At 63.7% G+C, this 16,697-nt stretch carries 15 protein-coding genes and 2 pseudogenes; 6 read left to right on the forward strand and 11 right to left on the reverse strand.

Features of this window, described 5'->3' with window-relative positions:
* Positions 1-122 precede the first annotated feature (122 nt).
* Positions 123-2,222 (forward strand): S9 family peptidase, encoded by a 2,100-nt coding sequence (locus IVA74_RS15430; protein ID WP_247345169.1) that lies wholly within the window; start codon positions 123-125, stop codon positions 2,220-2,222.
* A 46-nt stretch (positions 2,223-2,268) separates the two neighbouring features.
* Positions 2,269-2,829, forward strand: a complete 561-nt coding sequence (locus IVA74_RS15435; protein WP_247345171.1) for a flavin reductase family protein — start codon at positions 2,269-2,271, stop codon at positions 2,827-2,829.
* 21 nt (positions 2,830-2,850) lie between these two features.
* Here IVA74_RS15435 and IVA74_RS15440 read toward each other — a convergent pair whose 3' ends face one another.
* The 5 genes from IVA74_RS15440 to IVA74_RS15460 are packed head-to-tail and all read right to left on the reverse strand — an operon-like array spanning position 2,851 to position 7,975.
* Complete coding sequence (locus IVA74_RS15440) at positions 2,851-3,570, reverse strand: ribonuclease activity regulator RraA (protein ID WP_247345174.1); 720 nt, start codon at positions 3,568-3,570, stop codon at positions 2,851-2,853.
* Positions 3,571-3,580: 10 nt separating this feature from the next.
* The gene (gene araD / locus IVA74_RS15445; protein WP_247345177.1) at positions 3,581-5,320 is read right to left on the reverse strand and encodes an L-arabinonate dehydratase; all 1,740 of its coding nucleotides are present in this window, start codon (positions 5,318-5,320) and stop codon (positions 3,581-3,583) included.
* Positions 5,317-6,183, reverse strand: a complete 867-nt coding sequence (locus IVA74_RS15450; protein ID WP_247345180.1) for an ABC transporter permease — start codon at positions 6,181-6,183, stop codon at positions 5,317-5,319. Before IVA74_RS15450 ends, araD begins: the two co-directional genes overlap by 4 nt.
* A gap of 11 nt (positions 6,184-6,194) precedes the next feature.
* Positions 6,195-6,956, reverse strand: a complete 762-nt coding sequence (locus tag IVA74_RS15455) for an ABC transporter ATP-binding protein (protein WP_247345182.1) — start codon at positions 6,954-6,956, stop codon at positions 6,195-6,197.
* Positions 6,956-7,975, reverse strand: a complete 1,020-nt coding sequence (locus tag IVA74_RS15460; protein ID WP_247345185.1) for an ABC transporter substrate-binding protein — start codon at positions 7,973-7,975, stop codon at positions 6,956-6,958. The genes IVA74_RS15455 and IVA74_RS15460 overlap by 1 nt, the downstream gene beginning before the upstream one ends.
* A gap of 90 nt (positions 7,976-8,065) precedes the next feature.
* On the opposite strand from IVA74_RS15460, the gene IVA74_RS15465 reads away from it, so the two are divergent.
* The 3 genes from IVA74_RS15465 (at position 8,066) to IVA74_RS15475 (ending at position 12,973) form a co-directional block, all read left to right on the forward strand.
* On the forward strand, positions 8,066-8,803 hold the full coding sequence (locus IVA74_RS15465) for a GntR family transcriptional regulator (protein ID WP_247345188.1): 738 nt from the start codon (positions 8,066-8,068) through the stop codon (positions 8,801-8,803).
* A gap of 173 nt (positions 8,804-8,976) precedes the next feature.
* Entirely contained in the window at positions 8,977-9,405 is a 429-nt protein-coding gene (locus IVA74_RS15470) for a response regulator (protein ID WP_247345191.1), read from the forward strand.
* A 67-nt stretch (positions 9,406-9,472) separates the two neighbouring features.
* The gene (locus IVA74_RS15475) at positions 9,473-12,973 is read left to right on the forward strand and encodes a PAS domain S-box protein (protein WP_247345194.1); all 3,501 of its coding nucleotides are present in this window, start codon (positions 9,473-9,475) and stop codon (positions 12,971-12,973) included.
* 151 nt (positions 12,974-13,124) lie between these two features.
* Here IVA74_RS15475 and IVA74_RS15480 read toward each other — a convergent pair whose 3' ends face one another.
* Positions 13,125-13,760, reverse strand: a complete 636-nt coding sequence (locus tag IVA74_RS15480; protein ID WP_007604420.1) for a response regulator — start codon at positions 13,758-13,760, stop codon at positions 13,125-13,127.
* A gap of 150 nt (positions 13,761-13,910) precedes the next feature.
* Between IVA74_RS15480 and IVA74_RS15485 the strand changes: the two are divergent.
* Positions 13,911-14,200, forward strand: a pseudogene (locus IVA74_RS15485) (hypothetical protein).
* A gap of 48 nt (positions 14,201-14,248) precedes the next feature.
* On the opposite strand, the gene IVA74_RS15490 reads toward IVA74_RS15485, so the two are convergent.
* From IVA74_RS15490 to IVA74_RS15510, 5 genes and pseudogenes are all read right to left on the reverse strand, one after another.
* Complete coding sequence (locus IVA74_RS15490; protein WP_247345197.1) at positions 14,249-14,752, reverse strand: response regulator; 504 nt, start codon at positions 14,750-14,752, stop codon at positions 14,249-14,251.
* Positions 14,753-14,893: 141 nt separating this feature from the next.
* The gene (locus IVA74_RS15495) at positions 14,894-15,208 is read right to left on the reverse strand and encodes a PilZ domain-containing protein (RefSeq protein WP_247345200.1); all 315 of its coding nucleotides are present in this window, start codon (positions 15,206-15,208) and stop codon (positions 14,894-14,896) included.
* A 2-nt stretch (positions 15,209-15,210) separates the two neighbouring features.
* Positions 15,211-16,092 (reverse strand): protein-glutamate O-methyltransferase CheR, encoded by an 882-nt coding sequence (locus IVA74_RS15500; protein ID WP_247345203.1) that lies wholly within the window; start codon positions 16,090-16,092, stop codon positions 15,211-15,213.
* A gap of 59 nt (positions 16,093-16,151) precedes the next feature.
* On the reverse strand, positions 16,152-16,538 hold the full coding sequence (locus tag IVA74_RS15505; protein WP_247345208.1) for a response regulator: 387 nt from the start codon (positions 16,536-16,538) through the stop codon (positions 16,152-16,154).
* Positions 16,539-16,567: 29 nt separating this feature from the next.
* Positions 16,568-16,697, reverse strand: a pseudogene (locus tag IVA74_RS15510) (chemotaxis protein CheW); the annotation flags it as partial.

Genomic DNA, 16,697 nt, shown 5'->3' on the forward strand with positions numbered 1-16,697 from the left:
ATAGATGCAGCCGGTCAACAACCCGATGGTGCAGTCATTGGCGCAGTCCATGGCGCAGCGGCGCTGGCAATTCGCGGAATCAGGACGATATAAGGTGGAGCACGCATCTGAACGAGGATCGAGTGACACAGGCCAAAACACCTTCCCAGCCCCCAATCGCCCCGCGCCGGCCGCATTCCTTCACGCAGCACGGGATCACCGTGACCGACGACTATGCCTGGCTGAAGGACGAAAAATGGCAGGAGGTGCTGCGCGATCCCGCGGTGCTCGATCCCGACATCCGTAAATATCTCGACGAAGAGAATGGCTACACCGAGAGCCTGCTCGGCCATACCGCCGCCCTCCAGAAGTCGCTGGTGCGCGAGATGCGGGGGCGGATCAAGGAGGACGATTCCAGCGTGCCGTCGCCCGACGGTGAGTTCGCCTATTTCCGCAAGTTCCGCGAAGGCGGCCAGCACGAGCTGTTCGGCCGCATGCCGCGCGACGGCGGCGAGGGCCATATCGTGCTCGACGGCGATGCGCTCGCCAAGGACCACGCATATTTCAAATTCGGCGGCAGCCGGCACTCGAACGACCACAAGCTGCAAGCCTGGAGTGCCGACACCAAGGGCTCGGAATATTTCTCCATCCGCGTGCGCGACTGGGCAACCGGAAAGGATCTTGACGACGTCGTCGAGGAGACCGACGGCGGCGTGGTCTGGAGCAAGGACGCGACGTCGTTCTTCTATGTGAAGCTCGACGACAATCACCGCCCGATGCAGGTGTGGCGGCACAAGCTCGGCACCAGGCAGGCCGACGATACCCTCGTCTACGAGGAGCAGGATTCCGGCTGGTTCACCCATCTGCACGAAAGTACCAGCGGCCGCTTCTGCGTGATCGCCGGCGGCGATCACGAGACCTCGGAGCAACGGCTGATCGATCTCGCCAACCCCAAGGCACCGCCGCGCCTGGTCGCGGCGCGCGAGGAGGGCGTGCAATATTCGCTCGGCGATCGCGGCGACGAGCTCTTCATCCTCACCAATGCCGACGACGCCATCGACTTCAAGATCGTCACCGCACCGCTCGCTTCACCCGAGCGCAAGAACTGGCGCGATTTGATCCCGTATCGTCCGGGCATCTACATCATCGATCTCGATCTCTATGCCGGCCATCTGGTGCGGCTGGAGCGCGCCAACGCGCTGCCATCCATCGTGATCCGCGATCTCGCATCGAACGAGGAGCATGCCATCGCCTTCGACGAGGCGGCCTATTCGCTCGACACGATGGGCTCCTACGAGTTCGAGACGACCACGCTGCGCTTCGCCTATTCGTCGATGACGACGCCGTCGGAAGTCTATGACTATGACATGACCAAGCGCACGCGCACCCTGCGCAAGCGCCAGGAGATCCCGTCGGGCCACGATGCGAGCGACTACGTCACGACGCGCATCATGGCGAAGGCGCATGACGGCGCCGACGTTCCGGTGTCGATCCTCTATCGCCGTGGGGTGAAGCTCGACGGTTCGGCGCCGCTGCTGCTTTACGGTTACGGCTCCTACGGCATGGCGATGCCGGCGTCGTTCAACGCCAACCGCCTGTCGCTGGTCGACCGCGGCTTCGTCTACGCCATCGCACATATCCGCGGCGGCGCCGACAAGGGCTGGGGCTGGTATCTCGACGGCAAGCGCGAGAAGAAGACCAATTCGTTCGACGACTTCTCAGCCAGCGCCCGCGCGCTGATCGACGCGAAGTACACCTGCGCAAAGCGCATCGTCGGCCATGGCGGCTCGGCCGGCGGCATGCTGATGGGCGCGGTGGCCAACCGCGCCGGCGAGCTGTTTGCCGGCATCGTCGCCGAGGTCCCGTTCGTCGACGTGCTCAATACCATGCTCGACGACACGCTGCCGCTGACGCCGCCGGAATGGCCGGAATGGGGTAACCCGATCGAGAGCGAGAAGGATTTTCACACCATCCTGTCCTACTCGCCTTACGACAATGTTGCGGCGAAAGACTATCCGGCGATCCTGGCGATGGGCGGCTTGACTGATCCGCGCGTGACCTATTGGGAGCCCGCCAAATGGATCGCACGCCTGCGCGCCACGATGAGCGGTGGCGGCCCGGTGTTACTCCGCACCAACATGGGCGCCGGCCACGGCGGCGCCTCAGGACGCTTCAACCGGCTCGACGAAGTCGCGATCGTCTATGCGTTCGCGCTGTGGGCCGCGGGGATGGCGGAGGCGTAGCGTCTGGACCGAGATCAACGCGGCCGGACTGCGCGAGGGATTCAACATGCCGCGTTACAACAAGAAGGATTTTCCGACCTCGAACGTCCGCCGCTTGCTGGAGCCAGGCCCCATCGTGCTCGTCAGCTCGGCTCACAAGGACCAGACCAACATCATGACGATGGGTTGGCACATGATGATGGAATTTTCACCGGCGCTGGTGGCCTGCGTCATCTCGAGCGCGAACCACAGCTTTGACCTGATCCGCAGGAGCCGCCAATGCGTAATCAACATTCCGACCGACGACCTGGCGCCGACGGTCGTGAAGATCGGGAACAGCTCCGGACGCGACATCGACAAGTTCAGCGAATTCGGGCTGACACCCAAACCCGGCACGCATGTCCGCGCGCCGCTGATCGATGAATGCTACGCGAGTTTCGAATGCCAGCTCGCCGACGCGAGTTGGGTGAAGAAATATGACATGTTCGTCTTCGAAGTGGTGAAGGCACACGTGGCGAAAGCGCCGAAGCTCCCGAAGACGATCCACTATCGCGGCGACGGCGAGTTCATGATCTCCGGCTCCGAAACACGGCGATATCGAAAGCTGTTCCGGCCCGGGATGCTATGAGCCGGCAGCTCTCCAAAGCAACTACCTTCCGTTCTTCTTCCGCCATTCCGCGAAATCGATCACCGTCTGTGGGTCCGTCGCCGGGTAGAGACCAAAGATGCCGCGGCCCTTGTTGACTTCCTCGGTGACGAAGTCCTCGAACGCGGTCATCTCGAAGGTTTCGTTGGCGATCTCGTCGGCGAGATGCGCGGGGATCACGATCACGCCGTCGCTGTCGCCGAGAATGACGTCGCCGGGAAACACCGGCGCATCACCGCAGCCGATCGGCACATTGATCTCGATCGCGTGATGCAGCGTCAGATTGGTCGGCGCGCTCGGGCGATGGTGATACGCGGGGATACCGATTTTTGCGATCTCGGCCGAGTCGCGAAACCCGCCGTCGGTGACGACGCCGGCGACACCGCGCTTCATCAAGCGCGTCACCAGGATCGCACCGGCGGAAGCGGCGCGCGCGTCCTTGCGGCTGTCCATCACCAGCACGCTGCCCGCCGGACAATCCTCGACCGCCTTGCGTTGCGGATGGGAGCGATCCCTGAAGACGTCGATGGTGTTGAGATCTTCGCGCGCCGGCATGTAGCGTAGCGTGAAGGCCTCACCGACCATGGTCGGCTGATCCGCACCGAGCGGGTGCACATCCTGGATCATCTGGATGCGCAGGCCGCGCTTGAACAACGCGGTTGCGACGGTGGCGGTTGAAACGGATTTCAGCTTGGTGCGGGTGGCTTCGGTAAGTTTGGTCATCTCATACTCTCTAGTAAATCGAGGGCTCGCCGATCGGCGCGCCGAAGTCAGTTTCGAGGAAGTCGAAGTCGCAGCCGTCATTGGCCTGCTTGATGTGTTTCGTGAACATCCAGCCATAGCCTCGCTCGAAGCGGCGCTCGGGCTGCTTCCAGGCGGCACGGCGCTTTTCAAGCTCGGCTTCGGAGACGTCGAGATTGATGGTGCGGGCGCCGACATCGAGCGTGATGCGGTCGCCGTTCCGGACCAGCGCCAGCGGCCCGCCGACATAGGATTCGGGAGCCACATGCAAAATGCAGGTGCCATAGCTGGTGCCGCTCATGCGCGCATCGGAGATCCGCACCATGTCGCGCACGCCCTGCTTCACGAGCTTTGTCGGGATCGGCAGCATGCCCCATTCCGGCATGCCCGGCCCGCCCTGCGGCCCGGCATTGCGCAGGATCAGGATGTGGTCTTCGGTGACGTCGAGATTGGGATCGTCGACCGCCTTCTTCATCGCAGGATAGTCGTCGAACACCAGTGCCGGCCCCGTGTGCTTGAGGAAGCGCGGCGCGCAGGCGGAGGGCTTGATGACGCAGCCGTCGGGCGCGAGGTTGCCCTTGAGCACGGCGAGCGCGCCCTCCTTGTAGATGGGATTGTCGACCGAGCGGATCACGTCGTCGTTGTGCACTTCGGCGCCCGCGATGTTCTCGCCGACGGTCTGTCCGGTGACGGTGACGCAATCGAGATGCAGATGCTGCTTGATCTGGCCCATCAGCGCCGGCAGGCCGCCGGCATAGAAGAAGTCCTCCATCAGATAGGCATCGCCGCTCGGCCGCACGTTGGCGATGACAGGCACCTTGCGGCTTGCGATCTCGAAATCGTCGAGGCCGATATCGAGACCGGCGCGGCGCGCCTGCGCGATCAGATGGATGATCGCATTGGTCGAGCAGCCCATCGCCATCGCCACCGCGATCGCGTTCTCGAAAGCCTTGCGGGTCTGAATCGTCTTCGGCGTCAGATCTTCCCAGACCATCTCGACGATGCGGCGGCCGCATTCAGAGGCCATGCGGATGTGGTTGGCGTCGGCGGCGGGAATCGAGGAGGCGCCCGGCAACGTCATGCCGATCGCCTCGGCGATCGCGGTCATGGTCGAGGCCGTGCCCATGGTCATGCAGGTGCCGTAGCTGCGAGCGATGCCGGCCTCGATGTCGAGCCAGTCCTTGTCGGAGATCTTTCCGGCGCGCCGCTCGTCCCAATATTTCCAACCGTCCGAGCCGGAGCCGAGCGTCTTGCCTTTCCAGTTGCCGCGCAGCATCGGGCCGGCCGGCAGATAGATCGCCGGGATGTTCATCGAGGTCGCGCCGAGCAACAGCGCTGGCGTGGTCTTGTCGCAACCGCCCATCAGCACCACGCCGTCGACGGGATGGCTGCGCAGAAGTTCTTCCGCGTCCATCGCCAGCAGGTTGCGGTAAAGCATGGTGGTCGGCTTCAACAACGATTCCGACAGCGACAGCGCCGGCAGCTCCAGCGGCAGGCCGCCGGCCATCAGGATGCCGCGCTTGACGTCGTCGACGCGCGACTTGAAGTGCATGTGGCAGGGCTGTGCGTCCGACCAGGTGTTGAGGATCGCGATAATCGGGCGGTCCTTCCACTCCTCCGGCGCGTAGCCCATCTGCATGGCGCGGGAGCGATGGCCGAACGAGCGGAGATCGTCGGGTGCGAACCAGCGCGCGCTGCGGAGCTGGTCGGGCGTCATTTTCTTCTTGGTCATGATTGGGTGCCCCATTTCTGCACGGTGTTCCGCTCGATGGCGCGGAAAATCAGGTTCTCGACAAAAAGCCCGATGATAATCACCGTCAAGAGGCCTGCGAAGACCGCAGGTATGTCGAGGAGGTTGCGGTTCTCGAAGATGAACCAGCCGAGCCCGCCCTGCCCCGAGGACACGCCGAACACCAGCTCGGCCGCGATCAGCGTGCGCCAGGCAAAGGCCCAGCCGATCTTGAGGCCGGTGAGGATCGAGCCGAAGGCGGCCGGGATGAGGATTTTGGCCACATAGGGCAGCCCGCGCAGGCCGTAGTTTCGCCCGACCATGCGCAGCGTGTTGGACACGCTCTTGAAGCCGGAATGGGTGTTGAGTGCGACCGGCCATAGCACCGAATGGATCAGCACAAACACCAGGCTGCCGTTGCCGAGACCGAACCAGATCAAAGCGAGCGGCAACAGCGCGATCGCCGGCAGCGGATTGAACATCGCCGTGACAGTCTCGAGGAAATCGGTACCGATCCGCGTCGAGATCGCGAGCACAGTGAAGATCGCGGCCAGCACGATGCCGGCCGAATAGCCCATGAACAAGACCTTCAGCGACGTCCAGGCGCGCATCGGAATCGTGCCGTCCTTCACGCGCTCGAACATCGTGATGACGGTATCGTGCAGCGTCGGAAACAGCGGCGGATTGTCTAGGGTGAGACCGTAGGCTTCCCAGATCGCCGCCAGGAACAGGATGATGACGGTCTTGCGGACAAAACCGTCGTTCCACAACAGCTCAAGCACGCTCAGCTTGCGCTCGACCTCGGCTGCGCCGCCGCCGGCGGTGGCGGCCGGCGCGTCACGCAGCAATATTCTCGCTTCGCCCATGGCGGCTTCCCTCAATGCGCCGTTGCTTCGGCGGCGAACAGGAGATCGTGGATCTCCTTCTCCAGCCGGCCGGCGCTGCCATCGTCATTGGAGACCTTGTCGACGTCGACCACCTCGGCCTTGACGCGGCCGGGATGCGGCGACAACAGCAGGATGCGGTTGCCGATGCGGATCGCTTCCGCGATCGAATGCGTCACGAACAGCACGGTGAATTTGGTCTCGCTCCAGAGCTGGAGCAACTCGTCCTGGCAAGTTCGCCGCGTCAGCGCATCGAGCGCGGCGAACGGCTCGTCCATCAGCAGGATGTCCGGCTCCATCGCCATGCCGCGCGCGATCGCGACGCGCTGCTTCATGCCGCCGGACAGCGTGTGCGGATAGGCATCAAACACGCGTGTCAGCCCGACCTTCTCGATATAGGCCCGCGCCCGCGCTTCGGCGTCCTTGCGCGATAGCTTTCGCGCGGTCAGCAGCGGGAACATCACGTTGGCGAGCACGCTCTTCCAGGGCAGGAGCTGGTCGAACTCCTGGAAGATCATCATGCGATCGGCGCCAGGGCCGCGGATTTCGCGGTCGTTGATGGTCACGCGGCCTTCGCTCGGCGCCATGTAGCCACCGACGGCCTTGAGCAGGGTCGACTTGCCGCAGCCGGACGGCCCAAGCAGCACGAAGCGATCGGACTTGCCGACGGTGAAACTCACCCTTTCGGTGGCCGTGACGACGGCGCTGGAGGTCTTGTAGCGCAGCGTCACGGAGCTGACGTCGAGCAGCGCCATCAGTTACCCTTCAGATCGTGCGCGACGGGGAGATAGTAATCGGTCCAGGCCTTGGGCTGGGTCTTCAGCGTGCCGGTCTTGAACAGATGGGCGGCGAATTTCATCGTGCCCTGCGGCTCGAGATTCCACTCCATCATCCCGGGCTCCTTCAGAAGATCGAGCAGCTCTTCCACCGAGGTCTTGTCGCCGGTGATCTCCTTGTAGATCTCGACCGCCTGCCTGGTGTCGCTGCGGATCAGATCCTGCGCTTCCTTGGTGGCATCGCGCACGGCCTGGATGATTTTCGGATTGGCATCGGCGAACTTCGTCGTGGTGAAGAACTGCGCCTGGCTCAGCGGGCCGCCCATCACGTCAGGCGAGCTCAGCACGACATGCGCGCCCGGCACGTTCTTCAGCTCCAGGAAGGTGAAGGGCGGGATCGAGAAGTGGGTGTGCACCTCGTGCTTGGAATTGGACAGCGCCGCATAGGCGTCGGGATGGCCGAGCTGCACCGTGTTGACGTCCAGCTTCGACCATTGGTCGGCGCCGAAAGCCTCGGCGGCGGCGATCTGCAATACGATCGCCTGGGTCGAGACTTTCACGGTCGGCACGGCGATCTTGTCGCCGGGGCCGAAATCCTTGATCGACTTGATGTTGGCGTCGCGGCTGATCAGCGTCATCGGCTGCGCCGAGGTCGCGACGATGCCCTTGACGCCACCGCGCGTGCGATCCCACAGCAACAAAAGATTGCCTGTACCGGTGTTGAGAATATCGACGCCGCCCGCGAGCAGCGCGTCGGTCTGCGCACCGCCGCCGGAGAAGGTGACCCATTTGGTGGCGACGCCTGCTACGCCGAGCTGAGCTGCGTGCTTCTCGATCAGCTTCTGCTTTTCCATGATGTGGCTCGGCATGTAGAAAATGCCGGGCTGGCGCGACAGCGAGATCTCGGACTTCTGCTGCGCCTGCGCCGTGGATACCGAGAGAGCGGTTGCGGCGATTAGGGTGGCGGCCGCCAGTTGGCTGCGGAGATGCTTGATCATTGTTGTATGTTTCCTCCGGGTAGGCGTCGCGCTCGTTGACCCTGCTGATGCACTAATATATTAGTGCATCAAAGGCAAGCGGGACCCCACATGGAAGCAGCCCATACCGCGCCGCGCGCACCCGCAAAAACGGCATCGAGGCTCGATCGTGCCCGACAGGCCGCGCCGCAGGTGTTCGAGCGGCTGCGCAATGCGATCATCGCCCTGGAGCTACCGCCGGGCGCGCCGCTGTCACGCGCCGAGCTTGCCGGCCAGTTCGGCGTCAGCTCGACGCCTGTCCGCGATGCCTTGATGCGGCTCGAGGAAGAAGGCCTGGTCGACGTGTTTCCGCAGCACGCCACCGTGGTCAGCCGGATCGATATCAATCGCGCCGAGCAGGCGCATTTCCTGCGTCAGGCGCTGGAGCTGGAGATCGTGCGCCTGCTCGCAGCCAACAGCGACGCCGCATTGGTGATCCGCCTCGATCACGCCATTGCGCTGCAACAACAATCTGCCAAGGCTGGTGACTTCGAGGCCTTCATGGCAGACGACAACTCTTTTCACGCGCAGCTTTACGCCGCGGCCGGCAAGCAGGATTTGTGGGCGCTGGTGCGCAGTCGCAGCGGACATATCGACCGGCTGCGCCGGCTGCATTTGCCCTCGCCCGGCAAGGCCCAGAACATCATCCGCCACCACAGACTGATCACGCGCGCGATCGAGGCTGGCGATGCCGATGCCGCGAAACAGCATTTGCGCAAGCATCTGTCAGGTACGCTCAGTGAGCTCGACAAGATCCGGAGCCACCATCCGGAGTACCTGACCGACCAGCCGTGTGTGACGGCCCCCTGATCATGTGCACGTAATCGTGCATATATACAGCCGTCGAATCCAGACGCCGTTTACACCCCGTCGGATGGGCGCGAAGTGCTTGCAGGATGGGCACAATCCGCGCAACAGTTTCGTATTTGAAGCTTTGATTTGGGTCGCTGGGAACATCCCTGCCCGACCCGGAGGTTTTTGACGTGGCCAACATCCTGATCGTGGATGACGACCCGGCCGTGCAAATCACAATCCGGCTGCTGCTGGAGAGAGCGGGCCATCACGTCACGCTCGCTGGCGATGGCCGCAAGGGGCTCGCGCTGTTCGCGGCCAGCCAGTTCGACTTGCTGTTCCTCGACATCTTCATGCCCGGCATGGACGGGCTGGAGACGATGCGCCACATCCGGGCGCGGGCATCGACCATTCCGATCATCGTCATTTCCGGCCGTTCGATCACGCCGGGCGTTTTCGCAGAGCCGGATTTTCTCAAGATGGCAACCAAGCTCGGCGCGGTCGCGAGCCTGCAGAAGCCGTTCCGCCCCGACGCGCTGCTCGCCGCAGTCGACCGCTGCCTGAAAACAGCGCAATCGACGACCGTGCCGCAACCCGATGCCGGCTCCGGCGGCCGATGACGGAGCGGTTCATGTTGCGACCTAGCAGAACATTCGGGGCCGTACGCGACGTGGCGGGAGGGCCGGCATGACCCTCGCAACCCGGCTGGCCATCGCAATGATTCTGCTGGTCGCGGTTGCGGTCTCCGCCGTCGGATGGCTGAGCCATTACAGCCTGGAGCAGGCCTTCCTGCCGCGCGTGCTCGACCGTATCGAGACACAATCCCGGCTGCTGGCTTCCCAGCTCGAAGCCCAGACCGACGGCGCACGCGCCGACATCGTCACCTTCCGCTCCCGTGCCGCGGTACGCGGCATGATCGACGCGCATTTCAACAACGGCGTCGATCCAACTGACCACCTGTCAGAAAAGAACTGGCGCGAGCGGTTGCTGCCCCAACTCGTGGCCGTTGTCGGAGCCAACCCGACCTACGCGAAATTTCGCGTCATCAACATCGACGGCAGCGAATATCTGCGGGTCGACCGATCCGGCCCGGCAGGATCGGTGCGCATCGTCCCCGACAATGGCCTGCAAAACAAGGACGAGCGCTTCTTCTTCCAGGGAGCGATCAAGCTGCCGGAGGATCAGGTCTACGTCTCTCCGGTCGATCTGAATGTCGACGATGGCGTGATTCAGATGCCTTATGTGCCGACGCTACGCGTCGCGGCACCGCTGTTCGGGTCCGGTCACCGGCTGTTCGGCATCGTCGTCGTCAATGTCGACATGCGCCAGGCGTTCGACCGTATCAGGATAACGAGCCGGCGCGGGGAGCAGGTTTACGTGGTCGGCCGCAACGGCGATTATCTCGTGCATCCGGATCGCACCCGCGAATTCAGCTCGCAACTGGGGACGCCGACGCGCTGGCAGAACGACTTCCCCTATTTCTCTTCAGTCACCGGATCGACCCTGGGTGCGACCCAGGTCGTGCGGGAAAACGACGGCAAGCCGAGCGGGACCGCGATCGCGCCCGCGATCCTGGCCGAGGGTCAGTGGGCCGGCATCATCCGCATCGTGCCCTACGCCGTCTTCATGGCGCCGGCCGTCATCATCGAGAAGACGACGATCACGATCGGCCTCATCGCGGTGATGGTCGCCGCCGTGCTGGCCGTGCTGCTGGCGCAGTCGCTGACCCGGCCGATCGGCCGGCTCACCACCGCGGTCGATGCGATCGGGCGCGGCAAGCCCGCCGATATTCCAATCGACGCATCAGGCGAGACCGGCCTGCTGGCGCGTGCTTTCGCCCGCATGGTCGAAGAAACGAACGCGAAGACATCGGCATTGGAGCACGAAGTTCTGGAGCACCGGCGCACGGAGGCCGCGCGCGACCAGCTCGCCGTTCGCGAACGCCTGTTCAGCGCGGCGGTCGAATCCTCGGACGATTCGATCGTCATGCAGACGCTCGACGGCACCATCATCGGGTGGAACGCGGCGGCCGAGCGCCTCTACGGCCATACGGTCGAGGAGGCGGTCGGACAGCCGACTTCGATCCTCCTGCCGGCCGATCGCCGCGAAGAGGGCAAGGATTATCTGCGGCGGATTTCGCGCGGCGAACGCATCGAACACTTCGAAACGGTGCGCCTGCGCAAGGACGGCACTCCGGTCGATATCTCGGTGAGCCTGTCGCCGATCAGGGGCGCTTTGGGTGAGATCATCGGCGCCTCCGGCTCGGCGCGCCGCCTCACTGACGCACGCCAGACCGAGCGAGCGCTGCAACAAACGCTCGAGGAGCGGCGACAGCTGTTCGATGCGTCGCAAGACCTGATCATGATCATGGATTCGCGCGGCCATATCGTGCAGATCAGCCCGAGCAGCCAAGCCGTTCTCGGCTACCCGCCGGACGAGATGATCGGCCGCAGCGGCGTCGACTTCATTCACCCAGCGCATCTCGATCAATCTCGCGAGGAAATGCGCGCACTGCGGCGCGGCGGCAGTCCGAAGCTCGCCGACACCCGCTGCATCCACAAGGACGGGCGCGAGGTCTGGTTGTCCTGGCTCGGCAACTGGTCCGATCAGGCCAAGCGCTATTTCTTCGTCGGACGTGACATGACCGAGGCAAGGCATACCGAAGAATCCCTGCGCGAAAGCGAGCTGCTCGCGCGCAACATCGTCGAGACCGCGCTTGACGCCTTCGTCCAGACCGATGACCGCAGCACCATCCTGAATTGGAGCTCGCGGGCCGAAGAGCTGTTCGGCTGGCGGCGCGACGACGTGCTGGGCAAGAATGCGGTCGACCTCATCGTCGCAGAGAGTGAACGCGAGAGGGTCAAGGTCGGCCTTGCACGCTTTCTCGTGTCCCAGGACGGCCGGACGCTTAACCGCCGCCGCGAGCTCATGGTCCGCCGTCGCGACGGCAAAGAATTCAAGGCCGAGCTGAGCGTCACGGCATTGAAGCGCCGCGAGGGCCTGCTGTTCAACGTGTTCTACCGCGACCTTACCGACAAGATCGCGGCCGAGGACCGCATCCGCCAGGCCGAGAAGATGGAGGCGGTCGGCCAGCTCACCGGCGGCGTGGCGCACGACTTCAACAACATCCTCACCGTCATCACCGGCACGATCGGGATCCTGGCCGAAGCGGTGGCCAAGGAGCCGGAGCTTGCAGCGATCACGAAGATGATCGACGAGGCCGCCTGGCGCGGCGCCGAGCTGACGCAGCATCTGCTGGCGTTTGCACGCAAGCAGCCGCTCCAGCCGCGCGAGATCGACGTCAACTCGCTGATGATCGACACTGCGAAGCTATTGCGGCCGACGCTGGGCGAGCAGATCCAGATCGAGTCCGTGTTCGAGGCGGAGAGCTGCGTCGCGATCGTCGATCCCAACCAGCTGACCACCGCAATCCTCAACCTCGCGCTCAACTCCCGCGACGCCATGCCGTTCGGCGGCAAGCTGATCGTGGAGACGGGCGCCGCCTATCTCGACGAAATCTATGCCAGCGTCAACGATATCAGGCCAGGCCACTACGTGCTGATCGCAGTGAGCGACACCGGCACCGGAATTCCCGCCAACATGCTGGCCAGGGTGTTCGAACCTTTCTTCACTTCAAAGGGGCCGGGCAAGGGCACCGGCCTCGGGCTTTCGATGGTCTACGGCTTCATCAAGCAGTCCGCGGGCCATATCAAGATCTACAGCGAGGAAGGCCACGGCACCACGATCAAGATGTATCTGCCGCCCGGCAAGACGCCGACGGCGGTCGGCGAGGGCGTGACACCGGCGGCGATCGAAGGCGGACACGAGACGATCCTGGTGGTCGAGGACGACCGGCTGGTGCGCGACTACGTGCTGGCGCAGCTTCATTCGCTGGGTTACGTCACCTTGCAGGCGGCGAACGCCACGGAGGCGCTTGCAATCGTCGCCGCCGGAAAACCGTTCGACCTGCTGTTCACCGACGTCATCATGCCCGGCAAGATGAACGGACGGCAGCTCGCCGACGAACTCCAGAGGACGCGTCCCGATCTCCGGGTGGTCTACACGTCCGGCTATACCGAGAACGCGATCATCCACCACGGCCGACTGGATTCGGGCGTTCTGCTGCTGGCGAAGCCCTATCGCAAATCGGATCTGGCGCGGATCATTCGCAAGGCGCTGCAAGCGTAGGGCGCGATCTCGTGTCCCGGACAAGGCGCAACGTGCAACGCTGCGACGCAGAGCCGGGACCCAGAAACGTCAGCCGTGAGATTGGAGAGATGGGCCCCGGCTCAGCAGTGCATCATTGCATGATGCGCTGCGTCCGGGGCACGAGACCATTTTACGACGCCCGCTGGGCCGCGGTCATCACGATCCGGATCAGATCGGCGGCATTGCGCGCACCGAGCTTCTTCATGATGTTGGCGCGGTGGTCCTCGATGGTGCGCGGGCTGATGCCGAGCGTGCGGCCGGCTTCCTTGTTGGAGGCGCCGGCGGCGAACTGTTCGAGCACCTCGCGCTCGCGCCGCGTCAACGGCTCGCGTCCGGGGAAATGCAGCGAGCCGAACTTCGGCGCGGCGTTCTCCGACTGCCTGCGTGCATAGGCGCCGATCGCCTCGTCGAGCCGGCCGACGATCTCGCTGCCGCGGAACGGCTTCTCGATGAAGTCGAGCGCGCCGCTCTTGATGGCCCCCACCGCCATCGCGATGTCGCCCTGTCCGGAGATCATGAAGATCGGTGCCGGATAGTCTTCGCCGTGCAGCTCGTTGAGAATGTCGAGGCCCGACTTGCCGGGAATATGCACGTCCAGCAGGACCGCCGCCGGTGTGCGGCTTCGCGCGACGGAGAGCAATGCTGCGCCGTCCGCAAAACAGATCACCTCATAGCCCGCGGCCTTCAACACCATCGACAAGGTGTCACGAACGGCAGCGTCGTCGTCGACCACGAAGATTTCACCGCGAGAGCTTTGTTCAGCCATGTGCCCACATCCGGTTGGCATGAAGGATTCGCGTCCGCGCCAACCGTTATGGCGTTCGGCGCGGATTCGGCCCACCCGTATTTGTACGGGACATGGACTTAACGCACAAGTAGCGGCAAGTCGCCTAATTACAGAGCACGGAGAATATCCATGCTAAATTTGGCCGCTACGCCGCCTCTGGTCGCAATGCCCGAAGCCGAGAGCCGTCTGCTGATTGCGGCTGACCTTCGCTTGCTGATCTCGCAGATCGAGACCAGCATGCGCCGGATCGCCACAGCCATGGATCAAGAACACGGCAGTGATCCGGAAGGTTCCGCCGATGTCTTCCTGCTCGACGACGTCACGCCCGGTATGCCACGGCAAGCGCCGCCCTCGACGCCTGCCGGGCGGGCCTTGGCCACGCCGTGGAATGCCTGTCGGAAGCCAGCAGCACAGTGTAGATCGCTGCGGCGCGGCGGCCGCATTTCGTTGCATGGCAGGCCCGCGGCTCAGGCGCGGTGCCGTTCCACGATCGCGTCGCTGGCGACACCACCCCAGGTGTGGATCGCCGGCAGGCCCATCGCGGTCTTGCCGAGATTGGCGAGGCTGATGCGCAACGCCGCCAGATCCAGCGGCTTGGGCAGGCTCTGGAGCACGATTCCGACGGAACGGGCGAAGCTGCGAGCGGCGCTGCGGCGCTTGCCATCCATGCCGCTGATGACGATCACGGCGCCGCCAAATTTTGCCTTTGCCATCTCGCCCAGCACGTCGATGCCGTCGCCATCCTCCAGCACGAGATCGAGCGTCACGCAGTCGAAGCGCGCTGCGCGGAGCTTTTCGATCGCTTCCGCCACGGACGGCGCCACGGTGACTTCGTGGCCGGCCTGTCTGGCGGCGACCGTGATCAGGCTGCGCTGCGTGGCGTCGTCATCGACCACCAGGAGCTGAAGTGCGCGCCGCTCGGTGCCGTCGGGCAGGTTTGACGGGAGGGGGGAGAGAGAGCTTCTGGGCATTACCGTATCCTGAGATTGAGACCGGCCATGGATACATGGCTCGCGCTTAGGCGACGTAAAGCCGCTGCGGCAAATTCGGTCGGATGTTTCAGCAAATATGAACCAACGTCTCGGCAAACAGCGACGAGACGCACGTGAAGATCACGCCGCCTCGTCACGGCCACCGGCCGCGCGCTTCTTCCGATTCTTGCCACGCAGGAACTGGATGTCCATTTCGAGGCCGTTGACGCGCACCAGTTCGCAGCGGCGGTAAGCAAGGCCGGTCGACGACAACAGCAGGAAGAACTCTTTCAAGTTCAGGCCCTGAATCGAGCCTTCCACCGTGAGGATGGCGTCTGTATCGGAGATCGCGTTGAGCTTGCAGTCGCGGCGCCAGGTGCCGTCGATGGCCATGATGCAGACATCGTAGCCGCGACTGAACGTCACCCGCTCCAGACCCTTTCCATCCTCGGACATGCTTATCGTCCCGCCATCACAGCCACGCGCGGCGCGGCGCCGGCGAAAGCCGGCTTGGCAGCTGCGGCACGCGGGTCGTTCGGCTTGTAGAGACCGCGCCGCTCCGGAATCGGCTTGAACGTGTCGGTCAGTCCGACCACGGTTTCGGCCGCGCCCAGCACCAGGAATCCGTCTCCCTCGATCTGGCGCGCCAGACGGTTGAAGATGTTGATCTTGGTGTCCTGGTCGAAATAGATCAGCACGTTGCGGCAGAAGATGACGTCGAAGGTGCCGAGCTGGGCGAAATCGTGCAGCAGATTGAGCTGCCGGTGCTGGATCATCGCCCGCAGCTCCGGATTGATCTGCCAGGTCTCGCCGGTCTGCCTGAAATATTTCATCAGCATCTGGATCGGCAGACCGCGCTGCACTTCGAACTGGCTGTAGATGCCGGCCTTGGCCTTCTCGAGCACTTCCTGCGACAGGTCGGTCGCGATGATCTCGACGCGCCAGCCGGTCAGGGCCGCACCCATCTCTTTCAAGCTCATCGCCAGCGAATATGGCTCCTGTCCGGTCGAGCCGGCAGCGCACCAGATCCGCACGCTACGGCGGCCGGCGCGGGCCTTGATCACTTCGGGCATGATGGTGTCGCGGAAATGATCGAACGGGACCTTGTCGCGGAAGAAGAAGGTCTCGTTGGTCGTCATCGCCTCGACCACGCTGGTGACGAGCGCGCTCGCGCCTGCGCCTTGCAGCTTTTGCACGAGCTCGCCGATGCCGGAGAGCCCGCCCTTGCGGGCGAGCGGCAGCAGCCGGCTTTCAATCAGATATTGCTTGTCTGCGGACAGATCGAGCCCGGAATGATCCCTCAGGAACTTACGCAGATACTCATATTCGGTCGCGGTCACGGATAGCCTCTCGGAAGCTGTACTGGGAACACTCTGGCTGGAACACTCCGCCAGATAACTCAGACCATGACTTGCCCGACCGGGATCAAGCCGACTTCAGCAAACTTGTCGGCGATGATGTCTTTGTCGAAGGGCTTCATGATGTACTCGTTGGCGCCGCCGCTGAGCGCCTGAGCGATATGAGCCACGTTGTTTTCGGTGGTGCAGAACACCACCTTGGGCTCCTCGCCGCCGGGCAGGCGGCGCATGTGGCCCATGAACTCGAAGCCGTCCATCACCGGCATGTTCCAGTCGAGCAGCACTGCGTCGGGCAGCTTCCGCTGGCAGATCTCGAGCGCTTTCGAGCCGTCCTCGGCCTCGGTGACTTCGAATTCCAGGCCTTCCAGGATCCGGCGCGCGATCTTGCGCACGACGCTGGAATCATCGACCACCAAACACGTTTTCATTTGGTTCTCCGCTTCGATGTTTTTGGGGCTCACGCAGCCATTTGCACTTCGGTCTTCAATTCGAGGACGCGATCGACGTCGAGGACGACCATGAGCTGTCCGTCGAGGCGGTGGACGCCGCCGGCGAGCTTGGCCATGCGGGGATCGAGGTTGACGGGG

This window comes from Bradyrhizobium sp. 132, assembly GCF_023074185.1.
Lineage (GTDB): Bacteria > Pseudomonadota > Alphaproteobacteria > Rhizobiales > Xanthobacteraceae > Bradyrhizobium.